Source organism: Streptococcus sp. V869, assembly GCF_054353515.1.
This window is the reverse complement of record NZ_JBTHHW010000003.1, coordinates 15,488-37,494: the sequence shown is the minus strand read 5'-3', so window position 1 is coordinate 37,494 and position 22,007 is coordinate 15,488. Positions and strand designations below refer to the sequence as shown.

The following is a 22,007-nucleotide window of genomic DNA, read 5'->3' as shown; positions in this document are numbered from 1 at the left end:
TCCTTTTACAACATAATTACTCAAATCTAGATTAGCCTTCTTTTACACGAAGATTGATGACACCAGTTACATCCTGATAAATTTTTACAGGAACATCAATCAAGCCAACCGCACGAATTGGAGATTGGACTTGAATATGGCGTTTATCAATTTTAATTCCAAATTGTTTTTGAAGCTCTTCCGCAATTTTCTTGCTAGTAATTGAACCAAAAGTTCTTCCATCTGGACCAACTTTTTCAACAAACTCAACAATTGTTTCTTCAGCTTCAAGTTTTGCCTTAATTTCTTGTGCTTCTGCAAGAAGTTGAGCATGTGCTTTTTCTTCAGATTTTTGCTTACCACGCAACTCGCCAATTGCTTGGGAAGTCGCTTCTTTAGCAAGATTTTTCTTAATCAAAAAGTTTTGTGCATAACCTGTTGGAACTTCCTTGATTTCGCCTTTTTTTCCTTTTCCTTTTACATCTGCTAAAAAGATTACTTTCATTCCTCTGTCTCCTTTTCACTAAGTTCATTAGAAATAATGGTTTTCAATTTATCACCTGCTTCTTGCAGACTCATATCTGTAAGTCGAGCAGCTGCCAGGTTGAAGTGGCCTCCACCACCCAATTCTTCCATAATCCGTTGCACATTAATCTTACTACGACTTCGTGCAGAAATGGAAATATCCCCTTGGCGGTTTTTTGCAATGACAAAACTAGCTTCAATACCTGACATGGCCAGCATCGTATCGGCTGCCTTACTAATCACTACAGTATCATATTCCTTAGTATCCTTGGCCTGAGCGACAAGAATAGAAGGTTGTACAGCCTGTCCTTGTAAGATGAGTTCATTCACCAATCGATACTCTTCAAAGTCAGTCGCCGCAAGTTCCTGAATTACAACACTATCACTTCCACGTGTTCTTAGATAGCTCGCTACGTCAAATGTTCGGCTAGTCACACGAGAGGTGAAATTCTTGGTATCTAGCATCATACCGCCCATCAGAACACTTGCTTGAATACGACTCAATCGTGATTTCTTAGAGTTTTGGAATTGGATTAACTCTGTTACAAGCTCACTCGCGCTACTTGCTCCACTCTCTATATAGGTAATAACCGCATTATCTGGGAAATCTTGATCTCGTCTATGGTGGTCAATAACAATCGTTTGTGTGAACAAATCATAAAACTCTTTTGACAAGGTCAAGGCCGTCTTAGAATGGTCTACCATTACAAGCAAAGAACGATTAGTGACCATTTCCATAGCCTGATCTAGAGTAAGGAGTTTTGTTACTCCCTCATTCTCTAAAAATTGAATGGCTCGATGAATATCAGGAGACATTTGTTCAGCATCATAGACTACATAACTTTCATCCAAGACATTACTAGAGAACAATTGCATCCCAACCGCAGAACCCAAAGCATCCATGTCTAAGTTTTTATGGCCAACAACGAAAACATGATCAACACTCTTCAATTTTTCAGAGATTGCCGTCATCATCGCTCTTGTACGTGTTCTTGTTCGCTTAATAGAAGCTGCTGTTCCACCACCAAAATAAATTGGATTCTTCGTTTCATCATTTTCTTTGACAACAACTTGGTCTCCACCACGAACTTCTGCAAGATTGAGATTTGATAAAGCAACTTTACCAATGCCCTCATGATCGCCATCACCGTATGATAAGCCCATACTCATAGTCAATGGTAAATCTCTCTGTTTGGCTTCTTCACGAAAAGTATCAATTACAGAAAATTTATCCTGCATCAATTGTTCTAAAACCGTATAATCAGTAAACAAGTAGAAACGATCCATGGCCACTCTACGAGAGAACATTTGATGTTTTCCAGTAAATTCTGCAACAAAATTCGCAACAAAACTATTAATATGGCTGATATCAGATTCAGATGTTTCATTCTCTAAATCATCATAATTATCTACCGAAATAACACCAATAACAGGACGACTCGTCACCAATTCCACTGTGGCTTCGTATTCTCCAGAAACGTCAAAAAAGTAGAGTACACCAGAGTTTCTATCTAGATGCACTGCATAACGCTTTTCTCCCACATTGGCATAAATTCCAGGCGAAGATATGGCTGTTTTTATAATTTCTTGAACTTGAGAATGGTCAATTTCTCCATCTTCCGTTGTCAGCATTAGCTCAGCGTAGGGATTGAACCACTCAATCTCACTACTTTCCATGTTTAGTTTGACAACTCCAACAGGCATCTGTTCTAATAGTGAACTTAAACTATCTTCTGCCTGATGGTTTACGTACTGGATTTGTTCAATTTCAGTTTTCTGATAAGATTTCTTCTGAAAATAAAATAGCAAAAGAAATGCTACCATCAAGAAAAGTAAACATACTATTGTGACTAGATTATTTTGAAGAAAAACAACCAATACGGTCATGATTATAAAGGAAATCCCAACAAATAAGTAAACAAATAAGGGATTCATTTCATTTTTTTTCATTACAAACCTCTTGCGCATTATTATACCATAAATATAGGCAAAAAGCGAACTTAAGGAAGTTTACAAGGATATTAGACAAGTGTTTTGTAAAGGTTTTTAAAGAACAAAAGAGGGCGATTAAATCGCCCTCCTATAGATATACTTTTATATTTGCCTTAAGAATCTACTCTGTTGGATAGATTATTCGCCTACTGAAATTTCAACGTGTTTAAGACGTTCTTGTGCTTCTGCCACGATTGTTTCGATGATTTCTTTACATGGTTTAATTTCTTTTACCATACCTGCAATTTGTCCACTCATCATTGAACCGTGTACAGTATCACCTTCGTAAACAGCTTTAGAAAGTGAACCGATAGTAATTTCCTCAAGCTCTTCACGGTTTGTACCTTTTTGTTCTAATTCGATGTAGTGGTCTGTCATTTCATTGCGAATACAACGAACAGGAGCTCCTGTGATACGTCCAGTAACAGCAGTTGCTGTATCATTTGCTGCAAGGACAGCTTCTTTATAAGCATCAGCAATTGGACATTCGTTTGAAGCCAAGAAGATAGTACCCATTTGTACACCTTGAGCTCCAAGTGTAAAGGCAGCAGCCAATCCACGACCGTCAGCAATACCACCCGCAGCGATAACAGGGATGTCAACTGCATCCACGATTTGTGGAATCAAAGCCATTGTGTTAGTTTCTCCGATGTGTCCACCAGCTTCTGAACCCTCAGCAACAACTGCATCAACCCCTAATTCTTGCATCTTTTGAGCATGTTTTACACTAGCAACAACAGGAATAACTTTAACACCAGCTTCTTTCAAGTATGGCATGATGTGTTTTGGAGTTCCTGCACCAGTAGTAACAACTGGAACTTTTTCTTCGATAATAACTGTTACGATATCTTTAATGTTTTTCATCATCAACATGATGTTAACACCAAAAGGTTTGTCAGTTAATTTTCTCAATTCACGAATTTCTTCGCGAAGTTGTTCACCAGTCATGCCACCAGAAGCGATGATTCCAAGACCTCCAGCTTCTGATACAGCAGCAGCTAGTTGATAGTGAGAAATTTGAGCCATAGCCCCTTGGAAAATAGGGTATTTGATTTGTAAAAGTTTAGTAATAGACATATGTTTACTCCTTTATTTTTATGTCAGCTGGTGTTTGAAATGTAGCAGGCATTATTTACCTGTACCTGACAAACAAGAGAATTTAGTCATTTGTCTCCTTATACATAACTATTATAAAAAGTCTGGTCTACGATCTTGCTGTTCAGTAAATGGAATCACTGGTGGACGTGAACGCAATACATAGTTTACAAATTCTTTTCCTTCCTTATCAAACTCTGCAACTGCAAAGAACTGATCGTGATAGAAGAAGAATTTATAGTTGTTTTCAAAGGCCTGGCGAAGCCACTTATCTTTAGCTGAAATAGATTTCATAGGGTAATCATCTACAGCTGGAACCCAAAGTGGATTGCGGTGAACGTGTGTTAGCATGAGGTCCCCCATATGGATCATTGTGTCTTCACCCTGTTTAAGCAATATGATACAATGCCCATTACTATGACCGCTAGTATGAATCATTTGAATTTCTGGAATGATATCAATCGAATCTGAGAAGGTTGTAACTTGATCTTGAATCGGTTCCCAATTCTCTTTGAGGTAAGTTCCGCGAGTACGATTATTAGGATTTCTCATCTCGTACCATTCTATATCATTAACAATAATCTTTGCATTTGGAAACTTAGAAACAAGATTGCCCTCAGAATTAACGCGTGTCAGGCCACCTGAATGGTCATGGTGCATATGTGTCATCAGTACATAATCAATCTTCTCTGGAGACAAGCCTAAAAGCTCTAAACTCTCTTCGATTTTACTTTCAGATAAAATTCCTAGATTGCGTCTTTGTTTCTCAGACAATTTTGCCGTATCGAAACTCGCATCCATCAGGTAATTCTTCCCTTTGTATTGAATCAAGATGGGATCTGTCAACTCAGACATCATATTGTCTTCATTTGTTGGATAGTATCGAGACCACACAACTTTTGGAACAGGACCAAATAATGTCCCTGCATCAGTTAATTTATCAGCTCCTCGTAGCCATGTCAATTTCATATCGTGAAATTGATACTCTTGCAACTTGAGTTCTGTCATTTTATTACTCCTTTAGCCACTGGTGTGCTATTCTTTTTCGAATTGAGTCTCCAGATTTCCCGTAACTTTCAATAGTTTTAGCATCTTTTAAATAACGATCAATCGGGCTTTTATCCTGTGCTTGTAGCGGACCTATTAATCTGATAATCTCTTCAGAAATTTCAATAGCTACTTTTGTAGTAAATAATTTAATCTGTGAAACATACAAAGAATCATCTAACATTTGATTTTTATATGAATTGAAATACGCTTCTGCTGCACATAGTTTTGTATATAAATCAGCAAATTGATGTTGATAAATCGTCGCATCAATCAACCTCTTACCAAAACCACGTTTCACCTTTAGAAAAGATAAACCTTTTTCAAAAGCTCCTTCGGAAATTCCAATAGAAACTGCGCTTAAACCTAATTGAAGCTTTCGAACAAAGTCATTTAACTGTTCTTGACCAGCTAAAGTCATCCCTAATAAACTATCCTCTGATAATTCAATATTATCAAAAGTAACTGAACTGATTGGTAAACCTTTTAGTCCTTGTTTAGGGATATCTTCTCCAAAGTAAACACCTGGGGCCTTAGTGTCTACGATAAAAAATCCAAACGACGGTTTCTTTTCATCATTTTCTACTTTGGCAAATATAAAAAGTATGTCCGTAAAACGGCAATTTGAAACAATCGATTTCTTACCTGAAAGACGCCACCCATTACTCGTTTTAGTCGCAGTTGTATTCACTAATTCTAGATTTTCGCCAAGATACCCCTCAGAAAAACCTAGACCAGCCAATATCTCTCCTTTAATTAATTTTTCAAGATATAGACTTTTTTGTTTAGAACTACCGTATCGATTAATAGGATAAATCCCATAGCAAGCCTGGGTTAATAAAACTGTCGAAAAAGCAGCAAATTCTTTTGAGATTAAACGAATAAAAGTCATGAATTCTTCGCTTAAAATCGAATCTTCATCCCTTACGATGGATGAAAATATATCAAAAGATTCAATAAACTTATCGAACAATTCTCTTGGAAATTGATTTTTATCTGTTCTATGCTCAAAAAAGCTTGCAATTAGACTGCTTATCTCTGCATTATACCTTTTAGCAAGGTTATCATTGTAGACCATTACTCTTCACCCCAAGCTAATTCTCAGACAAGGGTTGATAATACCCTTTTAACAATTCTTCATACACATAGGATTCGACCTCGTTGTAGGAATCCTTGTACGGTCTACAGAACCAAACATTAAAAGGAATCGGGTCATTAAATCGAACAGTTTGGAAGCGACTACTATCTACAAGAGTTTCAACAGATTTTGGTAAAATTGTAATCAAATCTGTTTGATAAGTAGACTCAATTAAAAAGTCCCAAGTAGATGATAAATAAGCAAATTTAGTATTTATGCGTTGTGAACGAAGTTTCTCAACCACCAAATCATAAGTCGTAAATGTTTTATTAAAGATTGCTAAATCATAATCAGCAAGATCAGACCAATCTAGCGCTTCTTTCTGTGCTAATGGATGATGTTTATCCATATAAGCAACATACTCGTCTAAATGAATAATATGTTGTTCAAATTTTTGTGCATCTAAGTTCGTTGGCTCAATTAAAAATGCTAGGTTTAAATCACCGTCACTCATTTTTTGGTGAATTTCTTTCCCTCCACCCTCTATAACTTGAATATAGATGTGAGGATTGTTTCGCAAAAAATGCGGAAGAGCGTTTGAGAAGAACGTTCTTAATATCAAAGAAGGGATCCCAAGATTAATAGTCCCTCTCTGCTTTTGTGACTCAATATGAATCATTGAAAGCATCTCTTCGTGACGATTAACAATTTCTGTGGCAAAGCGATAAATCTTTCGTCCTGCCTCAGTCAAACTTTCCAATCTACCATTTTTTCGATTGAATAATTGGATTCCTTCAGCTGCTTCAAAATTTGTTACAAATTGACTTAAGGCTGACTGACTAATATGGATCTTCTTTGCTGCAATCGAAAGATTGCAACCACATTCGACTATATTAATGAAATAGTTCATTTGTATAATATCCACTTAGCTATCACCTTACTTCCATTTATTTTTACATTTAGATACCAATTGATACTACCGCCTAAAAAGACGATAGTATCGTTTACATATATAATATCATGCTCAGAAGAAAATAGCCAGCATTAGCCTAGATAGGCATTGTCTTCACATCTTCTGCAACAATAACGTCACCGGCTGTTTTTTCAAGAACTTCTTCTACAGTTACACCTGGTGCTACTTCTTTCAACAAGAATTTACCATCTTTGAATCCAAAAACAGCTAGTTCTGTAATGACAAGATCTAATACTCCTTTAGCTGATAGAGGCAATGTGCACTCTTTCAAAAGTTTAGATTCGCCACCTGTAGTATGTTGGATTGCTCCAATTACGCGTTTAGCACCTACCAAAAGGTCCATTGCTCCACCCATACCTGGTGCAAATTTTCCTGGGATAAGCCAGTTTGCAATACTTCCGTCTTGGCTTACTTCAAGAGCTCCAAGAACAGTCGCATCAACGTGACCACCACGAATAATCGCAAATGATGTTTGCAAATCAAACAAAGCAGCTCCTGGAAGGAGAGTGATTGGGGCACCACCTGAGTTTGCTAGGTTAGGATTGTAAGTATCTTTAGTTGGTGTTTCACCAAAGCGAAGGGCACCATTTTCAGCTTGAAGAATTACGTTAACACCTTCTGGGATGAAGTCTGCAGAAGCATTTGGAATACCAAATCCAAGGTTTACAACATCACCATCTTTAAATTCAAGAGCAACACGTCTTGCAATAATTTCTTTTGGTTTCATATTATTTTACCCCCGCTAATTTATTAGTCTCTGTCCAGAGTTCACCCATCATCTTGTGGTGTTCTTCTGGAGTTAAGCCTTGGACTACATAGTCAACAAGGATACCCGGAATATAAACGTCATCCGGTTTAATTTCACCAACTTCAACAATTTCATTTGTTTCAACGATAACTGTATCTGCTGCAAGAGCTAGTTGCAATGAAATGTTCTTAGTTGTACCATCAATGTACAAGTTCCCGTACTTATCTGCTTTTGTAGCTTTAATCAATGCTACATCAAGTTTTAGAGGATCATAAAGGAGGTACTCGCGACCATTGCGAACAACTTTTTCATGGTCATTTTCTAAAATAGTACCAACTCCAGTTGGTGTCAAAACTCCTCCAAGACCTGCTCCAGCAGCGTGAAGGCGTTCAACAACTGTTCCCATTGGAGTGAATTCTACTTCCATTTCTCCACTAAAGTATGCTTTTTGAGCAGCAGGAGATGTACCAATGTGGGCAGCAACATATTTCTTAACTTGGTGGTTTTCACAAAGACGACCAACACCCACTTCTTTACCTGGATGAGAAGTAACAACTGAAACCAAAGTCAAATCTTGTTGATTTTGTCTAACCAATTCTTCGATCAATTCCAAAGGTTCACCAACTGCAAGGAACCCTGAAATCCCTACAACATCACCTGGTTGTACTTTAGAAATAGCTTCTTGTAATGATAAAACAGCTTTCATACTAACACCTCAACTTTTATTTACGATTGAATACGGCTTTACGTTTTTCAACAAATGCGCGCATTCCTTCAACTTTATCTTCTGTAGAGAAGAGAAGAGCTTCTGCTTCTGTCTCCAAACGAATTGCATTCTTAAGAGGAAGTTCTGAACCAACTTGAATGACATGCTTAGCTTTTTCAACAGCCAATGGAGCATTTTTCATGATGCTTTTAGCTAGTTCTTCAGCAGATGACAATAATTCCTCAGCTGGAACAAGTTTGTTCAATATACCTAGGTCATAGGCTTCATTTCCTTTGACGATTCTAGCAGTGTAAATCAATTCTTTTGTCTTGCTAGTACCGATCAAACGAGACATTCTTTGTGTTCCTGCGAAACCAGGAATGATACCCAAGCCAACTTCAGGGAATCCTACCATTGTCTTTTCAAAGCCAATTCTAATATCTGTTGAGAGTGCAAGCTCCAAACCGCCTCCCAATGCATATCCATTAAGAACTGCAATAGTCGGTTGAGTAAGATCAGACAGACGGGTAAATGTATCATTGGCATATGTCATATATTCGAAGGCTTGGATTGGAGACATTTGGTCCATTTCCTTAATGTCAGCTCCTGCAACAAATGCTTTATCACCTTGGCCACTAACAATAACAACACGGATGTCTTCATGTTTTTCTACTTCATCCAAAACAAGATTTAAATCCGTCAAAACCTCTGAACTCAATGCGTTCAAAGCTGCTGGGCGGTTAATGGTGATATAACCGATACCATCTTTAACCTCTAATAAAACTGTATTACTCATTATTCTCCTCCTACTTTAAGTTATTTTGAGTATAGAGTACTGCGTCAACAAGTACTGATAATAATGTAAGTGCTTACATTATAATGATACCTTATTTATTAACAACCGTCCACTTAGTATTTATGCTTGAAACTATAAGTTCATCTTATAGGAAAGCGCTTTTATTTTGATACTTTAGTCTTCTAATTATTTAGAATAAAAAATATCTTACCCGAAATTCTCCGAGGAGATTTCAGGTAAGATATAATACATTTTAGTCAATCGAATAAAGTAGGAATTAACGTTCTACGATAACTGAAGTACCCATTCCTCCACCGATACAAAGTGTAGCAAGACCACGTTTTACATCACGTTTTTCCATTTCGTGAAGAAGAGTAACTAAGATACGGCATCCTGAAGCACCGATTGGGTGTCCAAGAGCGATAGCTCCACCGTTAACGTTTACTTTTTCTGGATCAAGACCTAGTTCTTTAACAACTGCACATGATTGAGACGCAAATGCTTCGTTTGATTCCACCAAGTCAAGATCCGCAACTGTAAATCCACCTTTTTCAAGTGCTTTTCGAGATGCATAGATTGGACCGCAACCCATAATTTTTGGATCAAGACCAGCGCTTGCGTAAGATTTGATAGTTGCCAATACTGGAACTCCCAATTCTTTAGCTTTGTCAGCACTCATAACTACAACTGCTGCAGCACCATCATTGATACCTGAAGAGTTACCAGCTGTTACAGTACCATCTTTCTTGAATACTGGACGAAGTTTAGAAAGTCCTTCAAATGAAGCGTCTTTTCTTGGGAACTCATCTGTATCAAATACAATAGGCTCCCCACGACGTTGTGGAATTTCAACTGGAACGATTTCTTCTTTAAAGCGACCAGCTTCAATAGCTGCAACTGCACGTTGTTGTGATTGAACAGCAAAGTTATCTTGGTCTTCACGAGTGATTCCATATTGTTCAGCAACGTTTTCTGCTGTAATACCCATGTGGAAACCTCCGAAAGCATCTGTCAAACCGTCACGAAGCATAGAATCTACTACTTTAGAGTCTCCCATACGAGATCCCCAACGTTGGTTTTGAACAACGTAAGGAGCTTGACTCATGTTTTCTGCACCACCAGCTACAACAATATCTGCGTCTCCGCACAATACTGCTTGAGCTGCCAACTGGACTGCTTTCAAACCAGATCCACAAACTTTGTTAATAGTGAATGCTGGAGAAGTAACTGGGATACCCGCATTAACGCTCATTTGACGTGCAACGTTTTGTCCTAGACCTGCACCAAGAACATTACCCATGATAACTTCATCAACTTGTTCTGGTTTCAAGTTAGCTCTTTCGATAGCACTCTTGATAACTAAACTTCCCAAATCAACAGCAGGAACATCTTTCAAACTTCCACCGAAGGCACCTAGAGGTGTACGAACCGCTGCAACAATAACTGCTTCTTTCATTATTTTCTCCTTATAATCTTAGTATTTAAAGAATCCTTCTTTAGTCTTACGGCCTAGTTTACCAGCTTCAACCATTTTCTTCAATAGTGGTGCTGGACGGTACTTAGGATCACCGAAGCCGTTATTCAATACTCCCATGATTGCCAAACATACATCCAATCCGATCAAGTCAGCAAGTGCCAATGGGCCAATTGGATGGTTTGCACCCAATTTCATAGCTTCATCAATTTCTTCTGCAGAAGCAACACCTTCACCAAGGATAAAGATAGCTTCATTGATCATTGGGATCAACACACGGTTAACAACAAATCCATAAGAATCTTTAACGTCAACTGCAGTTTTACCAATTTTTTCAGTCAATTCGCGAACTGCTTTTACAACTTCATCTGAAGTTTGAAGAGCACGAATCACTTCAACTAACTTCATAACTGGTGCTGGGTTGAAGAAGTGCATACCAATTACACGTTCTTGATGAACTGTAGCCGCAGCAATATCCGTAATAGAAAGAGATGATGTGTTAGAAGCCAAAATTGTTTCAGGAGCAGTAATTTCATCCAATTGTTTAAAGATGCTGAGTTTGATATCTCTGTTTTCTGTAGCAGCTTCAATAACCAATTGAACGTTTTTAGCATCTTCGTAAGAAGTTGAAGGAATCAAGTTACCCAAGATTTTTCCTTTTTCTTCTTCTGACATACGTCCTTTTTCTACTGAACGAGCCAATTGTTTAGTGATATTATCAATCCCTCTTTGTACAAATTCTTCTTTAATGTCATTAAGGTATACTGTAAAACCAGATTGAGCGAATACTTGCGCGATTCCGCTACCCATTTGACCAGAACCAATGATCATTACTTTAGAAATACTCATTTTTTTCTCCTATTCATTTTAATATATAAAGTTTATAAAGAAAGAATCGGAACGGTCTTTCAGCAAATGCTAAGCAACCGTTCCAAATTCATTATTATACGAATGCACCGACACCAGTGAGTTCACGACCAACAATCAATGCGTTCACCTCGTGAGAACCTTCATAAGTGTAGATTGCTTCAGCATCTGCGAAGAAGCGAGCTACGTCAGTTTCAAGAGTGATTCCGTTACCACCACATGTTTCACGTGCAAGGGCAACTGTTTCACGCATTACCAATGAGTTATGCATTTTAGCAAGTGCAGAGTTAAGCATCAATTCGTTACCAGCTTCTTGCATTTCTGCGATACGAGCTGAGTAAGCAAGTGCTGCTACTGCGTTAGCTTGCATTCTAGCCAATTTTTCTTGAACGATCTGGAATGAAGCGATTGGACGTTTGAATTGTTGACGGTCTTTAGCATATTTAAGAGCTGCAACGAATGATCCGCAAGTGATAGCAGTTGCAATGTGAGCAACGTCAGCACGAGTGAATGTCAAGATGCGAGCTACGTCGCCAAATCCGTTGATGTTTACCAAACGGTCTGAATCTGGAACTTCAACATTCTTCATAGTAATGTGACCATTACGTACGCAACGAAGAGAAACTTTGTGAGGGATTGGCTCAGCGTGGTATCCTGGAGCACCTTTACGAACGATGAAACATTTCACGCGTCCATCTTCAACGTCGCGAGCGAATACTGGAACAACGTCAGCTGTGTCTGATCCACCGATCCAACGTTTTTCACCGTTCAAGATCCATTTGTCTCCAACGCGCTCAGCTGTTGTAGCAAGACCACCAGCGATGTCAGAACCTGACAATGGCTCAGTCAAAGCGAAACATCCTTGCCAGTCAAATGCAGCCAATTTAGGAAGGAATTCTTTTTGTTGACGCTCATCACCACCAAGCAAGATTGTGTTGTAGCAAAGTCCACCGTGAACTGTGAAGAATGTTGCAATAGAAGCATCGAAACGACCTAATTCAAGGTACAAGAATGCGATGTAAAGTTCTGATGGTTTGTAGTTTCCTTCTCGTCCTTCGAACAATTTAGGGTTGTTCATGATTTGTGCGCCTTTTGCTACAGCGTAAAATTGTTCGAATGGGAAATCAGGTGCTTCCCAATATTCATTAATTACAGGACGAAGGTGTTTTTCAATCAAACGACGAGTTTCTTGTAAAACTTCTGCTTCTCCCAATGTTAAACCATCTGCATAGTGGAATAGATCCTCTGGATATAATTCGCGCAAGATTTCTTCTTTAGTTGCCATCTGTGGACTCCTTTGTAATAAATTAATTTTAGAGCGCTTACATTTTTACGCTCAATATTTGTTGACATGACTATTTTAACTTAAAGCGCTTTCTTTTGTCTACTTAATTAAAGTAAATAGCCCTATAAGTTGGGTTAATACTCCAACTTATATCTTTGTAAAATCAAATAAGTGAGCTGTTTTCAACAGCCCACTTATATATTAAACGACAATATCTTATGATTCTTTTGCTTCAAGAAGGCCAATGTCTCCATCTTCACGACGGTAAATTACATTAGTTGTTTCGTCCTCAACATCGATGTAAATGAAGAAGTCATGACCCAATAAATCCATTTGAAGAAGTGCTTCTTCAAGGTCCATTGGTTTTAAATCAATATGTTTTGAACGAACAACTTTAGCTTGAGCAACATCTGAATCTTCAACTAAAGCATCTGTAAATAATTGGCTAGTAGAAACTTTGTTTCTGTTCTTACGTTCAATTTTTGTTTTATTTTTACGAATTTGACGTTCAATCTTATCTGTTACCAAATCAATGGATCCATACATATCTTGAGAAACATCTTCTGCACGAAGAGTAATAGATCCAAGTGGAATTGTTACTTCTACCTTAGCAGTCTTTTCACGATACACTTTCAAATTTACACGTGCATCTAGTTCTTGATCTGCTTGGAAGTATTTTTCGATCTTTTCGAGTTTAGAAACTACATAATCACGAATTGCTTCTGTTACTTCTAGGTTTTCACCACGGATACTATATTTAATCATATAAGTACCTTCTTTCTAAACATATTTGTTTTTCTATATTTATTATAACGCTTTCAAAAAATTATTGCAATCTTTTTCCTCATCTTACGAGGGAAAATGTTCTAACCTCTTCTGCTCCTGCATTCTCTAGCATACTCTTGACACGATTAACAGTCGCACCTGTCGTATAAATATCATCAATTAATAAAATTTTCTTTGGGATCGTAACGCCGTTTTTAATAAAAAATGGGAGTTCTGTGGCTAAACGTTCTGAACGATTTTTTGAAGAGCTTGCTTTCACTTCACTTTTTCCTAATAAATCCAGATAGGATAAACCTGTAGTTTCTATTAAGCCCTCAACCTGATTAAATCCCCTTTTAGAGAATCTCTCTGGACTCAAGGGAATGAGAAGGATTTGAAACTCTTTATACTTTCGCAGTTTATCTTTTAAAATTGAAGCAAAAATCTTTCTAAGAATATAATCTCCATCAAACTTGTAGCGGCTAAAGTAATCCTTCATTGCTTGATTATAAGTAAAAATCGCTTCATGACTGACATCAATCCCTTCTTTACACCAAAGTTGACAATCTTGACACGAGGTTGACACTCCTGCTTTATAGCAGGTTGGACAATGTTCTTCTCCTATTTTTTCGAAACTTGAGGAGCACGTAAAACAGAGCGAATCTGCCTCCTTTTTTAAAAAAAGAAGATTTCTAAAGGTTAAATTACTTCCCAAGTGTTGTCCACATAGTAAGCAAGTCATAAACCCGCCTCCTTATTCATCAACTTAATTTCTTTTATGGCATTTTTAATCGAACGATTTAATCCATCATGAAAGAAAATTAAATCTCCAGTTGGTCTATCCATGCTGCGTCCAACTCGTCCTCCAATTTGAATTAAACTCGATTTTGTAAAGAGGCGATGATTTGCTTCGACAACCATTACGTCTACACATGGAAAGGTAACTCCACGTTCCAATATTGTTGTACTTATCAAGATGGTTAATTCTCTATCTCTAAATGCTTGAACTTGTTCTAATCGATCTTCTGTAACAGACGATACGAAGCCTATTTTCTCATTTGGAAACTGCAGCTGCAAGATTTCCTTTAACTTCTCTCCTTTTTTAATCTCTGAAGCGAAAATGAGTAATGGATAGGCTGATTTTCGTTGTTTTTCTATATAGCTTTTTAATTTGGGTGGTAGACGATGTTTGTCTAAGTAATTGTCCAATTCAGATAGCCAGACTGGTTTGGGAATTATTAAGGGGTTACCATGAAACCGCCTTGGTAAACTTAACCTTTTCAACTCTCCTAAGCGAACCTTTTTATCCAATTCATCTGTAGAGGTGGCTGTAAGGAAAATGCTGAATCCGTTTTCCTTTACACAATTCTTTACAGCTTTGTAAAGCATCTTGTTGTCAACATAGGGAAAAGCATCAACTTCATCAACTATTAGTAAATCAAAAGCTTGATAGAATTTTAATAACTGGTGAGTCGTTCCAACAACTAGAGGTGTCCGAAAATATGGTTCAGATTCCCCATGTAACAACGCGATTTTACAGGCAAAATCATTTTGTAGTCGTTTATATAACTCCAAACAAACATCTATCCGGGGGCTCGCTAAACAAACTGCCCCACCATCATTAATGACTTTTGCCACAACTTCATAAATCATCTCTGTTTTCCCAGCGCCAGTCACGGCATGAACTAAAGTTGGCTGCTGACTTTCTACAGCTTTAAGTAATCCTTTTGATACTTTCTCTTGAAATGGAGTCAATTGTCCCTGCCATTTAAGAACCTCTTGTTTTGGAAATTCTTCCTGAGGGAAATAATATAAACCTTGATCACTCCTAACTCGCTTCATCAACAGACATTCTCGACAGTAGTATGCATCAATGGGCAATAACCATTCTTCTTGAATCACACTATCACATCGTTGACAAACTAGTTTTCCCTTCTCTTTTCGCATACTTGGGAGTTTCACTGCTAACTCACGCTCTGCTACACTTAATTCCTCTCCAGTAAAAAGACGTCCTAGATAATTTGGATCTATTTTCATACTTCTTTATTCGTAAAATCTAGAACTTTATCCTATTTTTTAGTACAATAACATTATGGAATGTAGAACAATTAAAGAGGACGGACAAGTCCAAGAAGAAATCAAAAAATCACGCTTTATTTGCCATGCAAAGCGCGTCTATAGTGAAGAAGAAGCTCGAGCTTTCATCACTGCTATTAAGAAAGAACACTATAAAGCGACCCACAACTGCTCTGCTTTTATTATCGGTGAGCGGAGTGAAATTAAACGAACTAGTGACGATGGAGAACCAAGCGGAACTGCTGGAGTACCAATGCTTGGAGTGTTAGAAAATCATAATTTAACCAATGTCTGTGTAGTTGTTACCAGATATTTTGGTGGTATTAAGCTAGGTGCTGGGGGGCTCATTCGCGCTTATGCTAGTAGTGTCGCTTTAGCTGTTAAAGAGATTGGAATTGTAGAAATTAAAGAACAAGCAGGGATTCAGATTCAAATGAGTTATGCTCAATATCAAGAATATGGCAATTTTCTTAAAGAACATAATCTCATGGAACTTGAAACAAATTTCACTGATCAGGTCGAAACAATCATCTTTGTTGATAAGGAAGATAAAGAAACTATCAAAGCTTCTCTCATAGAATTTTTCAATGGGAAAGTCACCTTAACGGATCAAGGTTTACGAGAAGTCGAGGTTCCTATAAACTTAGGATAAAATAACGGAAATACTACCTTATCATCTAAATTTCCTCATTTATATCTGATATAAAAAAATCCTATCGCTTCGATAGGATTTCTATATTTTACAAAAGGTAAAGTTAGCGTTATACTAGTAGCATCTTATATATAGAGGTGCTAATATGGCGATTTATAACAATATCACTGAACTTGTCGGTAGAACACCGATTGTTAAATTGAACAACATCGTACCTGAGGGTGCAGCAGATGTTTACGTAAAACTAGAAGCCTTTAACCCAGGGTCATCCGTTAAAGACCGCATTGCTCTAAGCATGATTGAAAAAGCTGAACAAGAAGGCAAACTTAAACCTGGTTCTACTATTGTAGAGGCAACAAGCGGAAACACTGGTATCGGTCTTTCATGGGTTGGTGCTGCTAGAGGCTACAAAGTTGTCATCGTTATGCCTGAGACAATGAGTGTGGAACGTCGTAAAATCATCCAAGCATATGGTGCTGAACTTGTTCTAACTCCAGGAAGTGAAGGTATGAAAGGCGCTATTGCTAAAGCTGAAGAAATCGCTGCTGAACGTGATGGTTTCCTACCTTTGCAATTTATCAACCAAGCTAACCCAGAAGTTCACGAAAGAACAACAGGAGCTGAAATTCTAGCTGATTTCGGAGCTGACGGTTTAAATGCCTTTGTTGCCGGTGTTGGTACTGGAGGAACTATTTCAGGTGTTTCTCATGCTCTTAAAGCTGCGAATTCAAACATTCAAGTTTTTGCAGTTGAGGCAGACGAATCAGCTATCTTATCAGGTGAAAAACCTGGACCTCATAAAATTCAAGGTATCTCTGCTGGATTCATCCCAGAAACACTTGACACAAAAGCTTACGATGGTATCGTTCGCGTAACATCAGACAATGCTCTTGCACTTGGTCGTGAAATCGGTGGAAAAGAAGGGTTCTTAGTAGGTATTTCTTCTGCTGCAGCTATCTATGCAGCAATTGAAGTCGCTAAAAAACTTGGAGCAGGTAAAAAAGTCCTTGCACTTGCACCAGATAACGGAGAACGTTACCTATCTACAGCACTCTATGAATTTGAAGTGTAGTCTCCTAAATACACCAATAAGAAAAAGCAACATGCTAGGCATGTTGCTTTTTCTTATATTCTATTTTTAATGATTGCTAATACGTCTGCGACACTTTGGAGGTTGTCAATTTCTTCATCATCGATTTCGATTCCAAATTCATCCTCAATGGTTAGGACAAATTCCATCAAATCTACTGAATCAGCATCCAAATCATCCTTTAAGCTCAAGTTTTCGGTTACGACAAAGTCTTCTCCTTGACGCTCTTGAATGATGGTTACGATACGGTCAAAAATTTGTTGGTCTGTCATATTGTTCTCCTTATTCCTCTGAAAATTCACGCGCAGTTTGGGCAACTACATCTGTCTCAAGCATGGTACGAATTTGGCGTATTGTGCTATAGACAGCCTTGGCATCACTTGAGCCATGAGTCTTAACTACTGGTGCCTTAACACCAAACAGAACCGCGCCTCCAACATCTGAATAGTTGAGCTGTTTTTTCAAACCTCTGAGGTTATCCTTAAGAAGGAAAGCCCCTAGCTTGGCTCTAAGACCGCCACCTACAATAGCATTTTTGAGCAAGCCCATGATACCCATAGCGGTACCTTCAATAGCTTTGAGCACAGCGTTTCCCGTGAAACCATCTGTTACAACTACATCAGCGACTCCATCCATCAAATCACGCGCTTCCACATTACCGATAAAGTTCAAACTCTCATCAGCTGCTAGCAAGTCATAAGCTTCCTTGCGTAGTGGATCTCCCTTACTGCTTTCTGTACCGTTGTTCAGAAGGCCAATGCGAGGATTTGCAATACCACGAACATTCTTGGCGTAGAAAGAACCTAGAATTGCGTATTGATAAAGGTGATGGGCTGTATTTTCTGCATTGGCACCAAGGTCAAGCATATCAAAGCCTTTCCCATCAACTGTTGGTAAGGTTGACATAAGACCTGGTCGATCGATATTTTTAATACGGCCAACGATGAAGAATCCTGCGGCTAGCAAAGCGCCTGTATTTCCTGCCGAGAGAACAGCGTCTGCCTCTCCATCTTTGACAGCCTTGGCTGCTAATACCATACTGGCATTTTTCTTCTTACGGATAGCTTTTGTAGGCTCGTCATCAGAATTTATTTTTTCATCTGTATGGATAATGCTCACACGTTCTTGAGCTGTGAGATATTGCTTGATTTTACTTTCGTCTCCGTAAAGTTGAATCTCAATATCTGAAAAGTCAGCAAGGGCTTGATTGACACCTTCAACGATGGCTTGTGGTGCGTAATCGCCACCCATTGCGTCTACTGCGATTTTTTTCATTTGTCTTCCTCTTTTAGTAATTGTCCCCAGTCGGCTAGGGAATCAATAAATTTCTTTGATTTTAGGTGAATACCGACATATTCTTCGTAGATTTGGTCTATAAACTTACGCAAATCTTGCTTGATTTCAGACTTGAGCGAGATAGTCTCCAAAGTCTCAAAATCAATGGCCTGAAATTGATTGAGCAGATAAGGAATATTCGGATTCAAATGGCATCGTTTTTCATCTTCATGATAATGATCTGGGCAAAGGCAGGCACCGTACTTGAAAGAAAAATCAAAGGCCTGCCCAACACGATGGCAGAAAGTACACTCATTAAAGTTAAGACTAATCCCAAAACGTGTCAAAATTTGAATTTCAAAAATATTGGTCAAAACCTGATAGTCTAAGCCCTCTTCCATCAACTCCAAAGTCTTTTGCAAAAAAGCAAATAAGGGTGCGTCCTGCTGATTATCCTGCAAACTAGCATCTGCCAAGGCTGCAACATAGGTTGCATATGCCATAACAAAGAGGTCGCTATTGATTTTTGGAAAAGTCTTTACCTCATGGTAATCCTCGATATAGCTGAGTCCATCATCGTTGACCTTTAAGAGAAAACGAGACAGCACCAAGGGTTGAATGACTGGAGCAAGTTTAGATTTGCTAGCATGTTTCACAAAAAACATCCGTTTCCCAGCTTGCTCTGTAAAGATTTTGACCAGCTTATCATCCTCACGAAAGTTACGATTGTAGAGCACCAGGCCTTGACTCGTAATAGACTGAATCATGCTTCCTTCATATACTCCTCAAGTCGTTTCATGGCTTCTTTAATCGTTTCCATGCTAGCTGCATAAGATAAGCGAACATATCCTTCTCCATACTGGCCAAAGGCAGCACCTGGGATAAAGGCAACAGCTTTCTTATGGGCAAAATCTTTTAGAAAAGCAAAAGAATCTTGATTGTAACCTGCTGGAATCTTAGCAAAAATGTAAAAAGCGCCATCTGGTTTGATAATCTCAAAGCCAAGGTCCGTCATCTTCTCGATAATGTAGTCCCGACGTTGAATATACTCTTTCTTCATAGGTTCTGCATCGTCTTTGCCAGCTGTCAAAGCTTCCACTGCAGCATGTTGCGCCATGGTATTGGCAGCAGTAACCAAGTATTGGTGACTCTTGATGAGTTGAGCTGTGAAGTTTGCTGGTGCAAAGATAAAACCTAAACGCCATCCTGTCATAGCATGAGATTTAGATAGACCGTTAATGATAATGGCTTGATCTCTCAGCATCGTTCCCAAAGATACATGATTTTCTCCTGTATAGGTCAATTCTGAGTAGACCTCATCACAGACGACGAAAATCTCATACTTACGTAGAACGTCTGCCAAAGCTTCTAATTGCTCGCGACTATAAGTGATACCAGTTGGGTTAGCTGGATAGTTGAGAATGACAGCCTTAAGCTTGTCACCTTGCTCTAGTATGGCCTTCTCCAGCATTTCAGAAGTCAAGACAAAGCCATTTTCAGTTGTATCAATCTCGACAATCTCTGCCCCCACTAGATTGACAATCGGCTCATAGCCAGGATAGGCAGGAGCTGGCAAGAGAACCTTGTCTCCCTCTTCTAGGATAGCTGTTAGGGTAGCTGACAAAGCCTCTGTCGCACCAATTGTGACCAAGATTTCATTTTCAGGATTATAGTCTAGCTGGTATTTTTCTTTTACAAAATCACTCGCCGCCTGACGCAAGGTCAGTAAACCGCTCATCCCTGTATAGTAGGATTGGTTCTGGTCAATAGCTCGCTTTGCAGCCTCCTTGACATGATCTGGTGTTGTAAAATCCGGTTCTCCCAATGTCAGACGTAACACTCCAGGAATCTCTGAAATAGCCTGGTCAAACTGACGAATCAAGGAAACTTGAATCTTATCTAATTGTTTATTAAATCGTTTGGTTAGGTCCATAGATATCCTCCTTGATTAAAGAACATATATCTATTATACTACAAAAGCTCCTTGACCGCAAAAATCCATTTAGTCACAGCCTATTCCCACTTTCTATTTTACTTTTTTGATAGACAAGCTTATAATAAGAAGTGCTTATTTTCGGAGGTTTTTATGTCATTTCTATCAAAAAATGGGACCGGACTTCTAGTCTGTCTTATCATTTCTATCATCTCTTGGGTTTTAGGAGGCTTCTTACCTGTTGTAGGAGCGCCAGTTTTTGCTATCTTTATCGGAATGATTCTCCACCCCTTTCTCACTTCCTATAAACAACTGGATGCTGGTTTGACTTATAGCTCTAAAAAATTACTCCAGTACGCTGTCATCTTGCTTGGATTTGGACTCAATATCTCTCAAGTTTTCGCAGTTGGAAAATCTTCCCTCCCTGTCATTCTTTCTACTATTTCTATAGCTTTAATTGTAGCCTATCTCTTCCAACGCTTTTTTGACCTCGATACAAAGCTGGCTACCTTAATTGGAGTAGGTTCTTCTATCTGTGGAGGCTCTGCCATTGCGGCAACCGCTCCTGTCATCCATGCTAAGGAAAAAGAAGTCGCTCAAGCCATATCTGTTATCTTTTTCTTCAATGTCATAGCTGCGCTTATCTTCCCAACCCTAGGAGGCTGGCTTCACCTATCAAACGAAGGTTTTTCTCTCTTTGCAGGGACAGCAGTCAACGATACTTCCTCTGTAACAGCTACAGCTAGCGCCTGGGATAGTCTTTATCACACCAACACTCTTGAGTCAGCAACCATTGTCAAACTGACCCGTACCCTAGCTATTATCCCTATTACACTCTTCCTCTCCTACTGGCAAAGTCGTCAACAAGGAAATAGCCAAGGGGTAAAACTTAAAAAAATCTTCCCTGTTTTCATTCTCTACTTTATCCTAGCTTCTCTGCTAACTACCATTCTCACTTCATTCGGTGTCAGCAACAGCTTTTTTGCACCTCTCAAACAACTCTCTAAATTCCTCATTATCATGGCCATGAGCGCTATCGGTCTCAAAACCAATCTCATCACCATGATCAAGTCCAGCGGTAAATCTATTCTCCTTGGAGCCCTCTGCTGGATTGCCATTATCCTGACTAGTCTTGGCATGCAAATACTCATCGGTATTATCTAAGACAAAAGGTAGCCTAAAGGCTACCTTTTTATTGTTCAAGAATCAATCGTGTATGTTCTTTCTTAATACAACGATTCATCACAATATCTTCACATCCGCCAGCTCGGAGAATTTCTTCTGCCTCTTTATTTTCAAGACCAAGTTGGGCCCAGAAAATCTGTGCATCTGCTTGTAGAAAGTCACGTGCAACATCTGGTAAAAACTCACTGCGACGGAAAACATCCACAATATCTACATGAAAAGGAATCTCAGCAAGACTTGCATAAGCCTTTTCTCCAAGAATTTCCTGGCCTGCTAATTTCGGATTGACTGGAATGATTCTATATCCTCGAGACTGCATCTCCTTGGATACACGATTACTAGTTGTTTCCTCGCGATCCGACAGACCTACTACAGCTACCGTTTTGCTAGTTGTTAAATACTGACGTATTACGCCATCACTAGGGTTTTTGAATAGTTCGCTCATGCAAAACCTCCTTTTTCAACC

At 38.7% G+C, this 22,007-nt stretch carries 23 protein-coding genes; 3 read left to right on the top strand and 20 right to left on the bottom strand.

Annotation, left to right across the window (positions count from 1 at the left end; translation table 11 throughout):
• Positions 1-31: 31 nt before the first annotated feature.
• The 15 genes from rplI to ACXYSN_RS07360 form a co-directional block, all read right to left on the bottom strand.
• Positions 32-484 carry a 50S ribosomal protein L9 gene (rplI, locus tag ACXYSN_RS07430; protein ID WP_016466507.1) on the bottom strand — a complete coding sequence of 151 codons (453 nt, stop codon included), beginning with the start codon at positions 482-484 and terminating at the stop codon, positions 32-34.
• Positions 481-2,454 (bottom strand): GGDEF domain-containing protein, encoded by a 1,974-nt coding sequence (locus ACXYSN_RS07425; RefSeq protein ID WP_458636640.1) that lies wholly within the window; start codon positions 2,452-2,454, stop codon positions 481-483. Before ACXYSN_RS07425 ends, rplI begins: the two co-directional genes overlap by 4 nt.
• A gap of 180 nt (positions 2,455-2,634) precedes the next feature.
• Positions 2,635-3,573, bottom strand: a complete 939-nt coding sequence (locus ACXYSN_RS07420) for a DUF561 domain-containing protein (protein WP_441348670.1) — start codon at positions 3,571-3,573, stop codon at positions 2,635-2,637.
• Between the two features lie 111 nt (positions 3,574-3,684).
• Positions 3,685-4,599 carry an MBL fold metallo-hydrolase gene (locus tag ACXYSN_RS07415; RefSeq protein WP_006150515.1) on the bottom strand — a complete coding sequence of 305 codons (915 nt, stop codon included), beginning with the start codon at positions 4,597-4,599 and terminating at the stop codon, positions 3,685-3,687.
• A 4-nt stretch (positions 4,600-4,603) separates the two neighbouring features.
• Positions 4,604-5,716, bottom strand: a complete 1,113-nt coding sequence (locus ACXYSN_RS07410; RefSeq protein WP_458636639.1) for an acyl-CoA dehydrogenase — start codon at positions 5,714-5,716, stop codon at positions 4,604-4,606.
• 16 nt (positions 5,717-5,732) lie between these two features.
• Positions 5,733-6,641, bottom strand: a complete 909-nt coding sequence (locus ACXYSN_RS07405) for a LysR family transcriptional regulator (protein ID WP_269797867.1) — start codon at positions 6,639-6,641, stop codon at positions 5,733-5,735.
• Positions 6,642-6,765: 124 nt separating this feature from the next.
• Positions 6,766-7,416: a 3-oxoacid CoA-transferase subunit B gene (locus ACXYSN_RS07400; RefSeq protein ID WP_006150518.1), complete on the bottom strand. Its 651-nt coding sequence runs from the start codon at positions 7,414-7,416 to the stop codon at positions 6,766-6,768.
• Position 7,417: 1 nt separating this feature from the next.
• Positions 7,418-8,143, bottom strand: a complete 726-nt coding sequence (locus ACXYSN_RS07395) for a CoA transferase subunit A (RefSeq protein ID WP_458636638.1) — start codon at positions 8,141-8,143, stop codon at positions 7,418-7,420.
• A gap of 16 nt (positions 8,144-8,159) precedes the next feature.
• Entirely contained in the window at positions 8,160-8,939 is a 780-nt protein-coding gene (locus tag ACXYSN_RS07390; RefSeq protein WP_006150502.1) for an enoyl-CoA hydratase/isomerase family protein, read from the bottom strand.
• Between the two features lie 277 nt (positions 8,940-9,216).
• Positions 9,217-10,395, bottom strand: coding sequence for an acetyl-CoA C-acetyltransferase (locus ACXYSN_RS07385; RefSeq protein ID WP_458636637.1), 1,179 nt, complete (start codon positions 10,393-10,395; stop codon positions 9,217-9,219).
• A gap of 18 nt (positions 10,396-10,413) precedes the next feature.
• Positions 10,414-11,262 (bottom strand): 3-hydroxybutyryl-CoA dehydrogenase, encoded by an 849-nt coding sequence (locus ACXYSN_RS07380; protein WP_006150532.1) that lies wholly within the window; start codon positions 11,260-11,262, stop codon positions 10,414-10,416.
• A gap of 94 nt (positions 11,263-11,356) precedes the next feature.
• A complete protein-coding gene (fadE, locus tag ACXYSN_RS07375; RefSeq protein WP_458636636.1) occupies positions 11,357-12,565 on the bottom strand; it encodes an acyl-CoA dehydrogenase FadE in 1,209 nt (402 codons plus the stop codon).
• 216 nt (positions 12,566-12,781) lie between these two features.
• Complete coding sequence (gene hpf / locus ACXYSN_RS07370) at positions 12,782-13,330, bottom strand: ribosome hibernation-promoting factor, HPF/YfiA family (protein WP_006150510.1); 549 nt, start codon at positions 13,328-13,330, stop codon at positions 12,782-12,784.
• 79 nt (positions 13,331-13,409) lie between these two features.
• Entirely contained in the window at positions 13,410-14,072 is a 663-nt protein-coding gene (locus tag ACXYSN_RS07365) for a ComF family protein (RefSeq protein WP_458636635.1), read from the bottom strand.
• Entirely contained in the window at positions 14,069-15,367 is a 1,299-nt protein-coding gene (locus ACXYSN_RS07360) for a DEAD/DEAH box helicase (protein ID WP_458636634.1), read from the bottom strand. Before ACXYSN_RS07360 ends, ACXYSN_RS07365 begins: the two co-directional genes overlap by 4 nt.
• 55 nt (positions 15,368-15,422) lie before the next feature.
• Between ACXYSN_RS07360 and ACXYSN_RS07355 the strand changes: the two genes are divergently transcribed.
• Positions 15,423-16,058, top strand: a complete 636-nt coding sequence (locus ACXYSN_RS07355; protein WP_458636633.1) for a YigZ family protein — start codon at positions 15,423-15,425, stop codon at positions 16,056-16,058.
• 145 nt (positions 16,059-16,203) lie between these two features.
• Positions 16,204-17,130, top strand: coding sequence for a cysteine synthase A (gene cysK / locus ACXYSN_RS07350; protein ID WP_458636632.1), 927 nt, complete (start codon positions 16,204-16,206; stop codon positions 17,128-17,130).
• Positions 17,131-17,183: 53 nt separating this feature from the next.
• Here the strand turns inward: cysK and ACXYSN_RS07345 are convergent, their stop codons facing one another.
• Genes ACXYSN_RS07345 through ACXYSN_RS07330 form a run of 4 tightly spaced genes read right to left on the bottom strand, consistent with a single transcriptional unit; the run spans position 17,184 to position 20,356 of the window.
• Positions 17,184-17,420: an acyl carrier protein gene (locus ACXYSN_RS07345; protein ID WP_458636631.1), complete on the bottom strand. Its 237-nt coding sequence runs from the start codon at positions 17,418-17,420 to the stop codon at positions 17,184-17,186.
• 10 nt (positions 17,421-17,430) lie between these two features.
• Positions 17,431-18,423, bottom strand: a complete 993-nt coding sequence (gene plsX / locus ACXYSN_RS07340; RefSeq protein WP_458636630.1) for a phosphate acyltransferase PlsX — start codon at positions 18,421-18,423, stop codon at positions 17,431-17,433.
• Positions 18,420-19,190 carry a DNA repair protein RecO gene (recO, locus tag ACXYSN_RS07335; RefSeq protein ID WP_458636629.1) on the bottom strand — a complete coding sequence of 257 codons (771 nt, stop codon included), beginning with the start codon at positions 19,188-19,190 and terminating at the stop codon, positions 18,420-18,422. Before recO ends, plsX begins: the two co-directional genes overlap by 4 nt.
• The gene (locus ACXYSN_RS07330; RefSeq protein WP_458636628.1) at positions 19,187-20,356 is read right to left on the bottom strand and encodes a pyridoxal phosphate-dependent aminotransferase; all 1,170 of its coding nucleotides are present in this window, start codon (positions 20,354-20,356) and stop codon (positions 19,187-19,189) included. Before ACXYSN_RS07330 ends, recO begins: the two co-directional genes overlap by 4 nt.
• A gap of 153 nt (positions 20,357-20,509) precedes the next feature.
• On the opposite strand from ACXYSN_RS07330, the gene ACXYSN_RS07325 reads away from it, so the two are divergent.
• Positions 20,510-21,520: a YeiH family protein gene (locus ACXYSN_RS07325; RefSeq protein ID WP_458636627.1), complete on the top strand. Its 1,011-nt coding sequence runs from the start codon at positions 20,510-20,512 to the stop codon at positions 21,518-21,520.
• 28 nt (positions 21,521-21,548) lie between these two features.
• On the opposite strand, the gene ACXYSN_RS07320 is transcribed toward ACXYSN_RS07325, so the two are convergent.
• Positions 21,549-21,986, bottom strand: coding sequence for a CoA-binding protein (locus ACXYSN_RS07320; protein ID WP_458636626.1), 438 nt, complete (start codon positions 21,984-21,986; stop codon positions 21,549-21,551).
• Between the last annotated feature and the right edge of the window lie 21 nt (positions 21,987-22,007).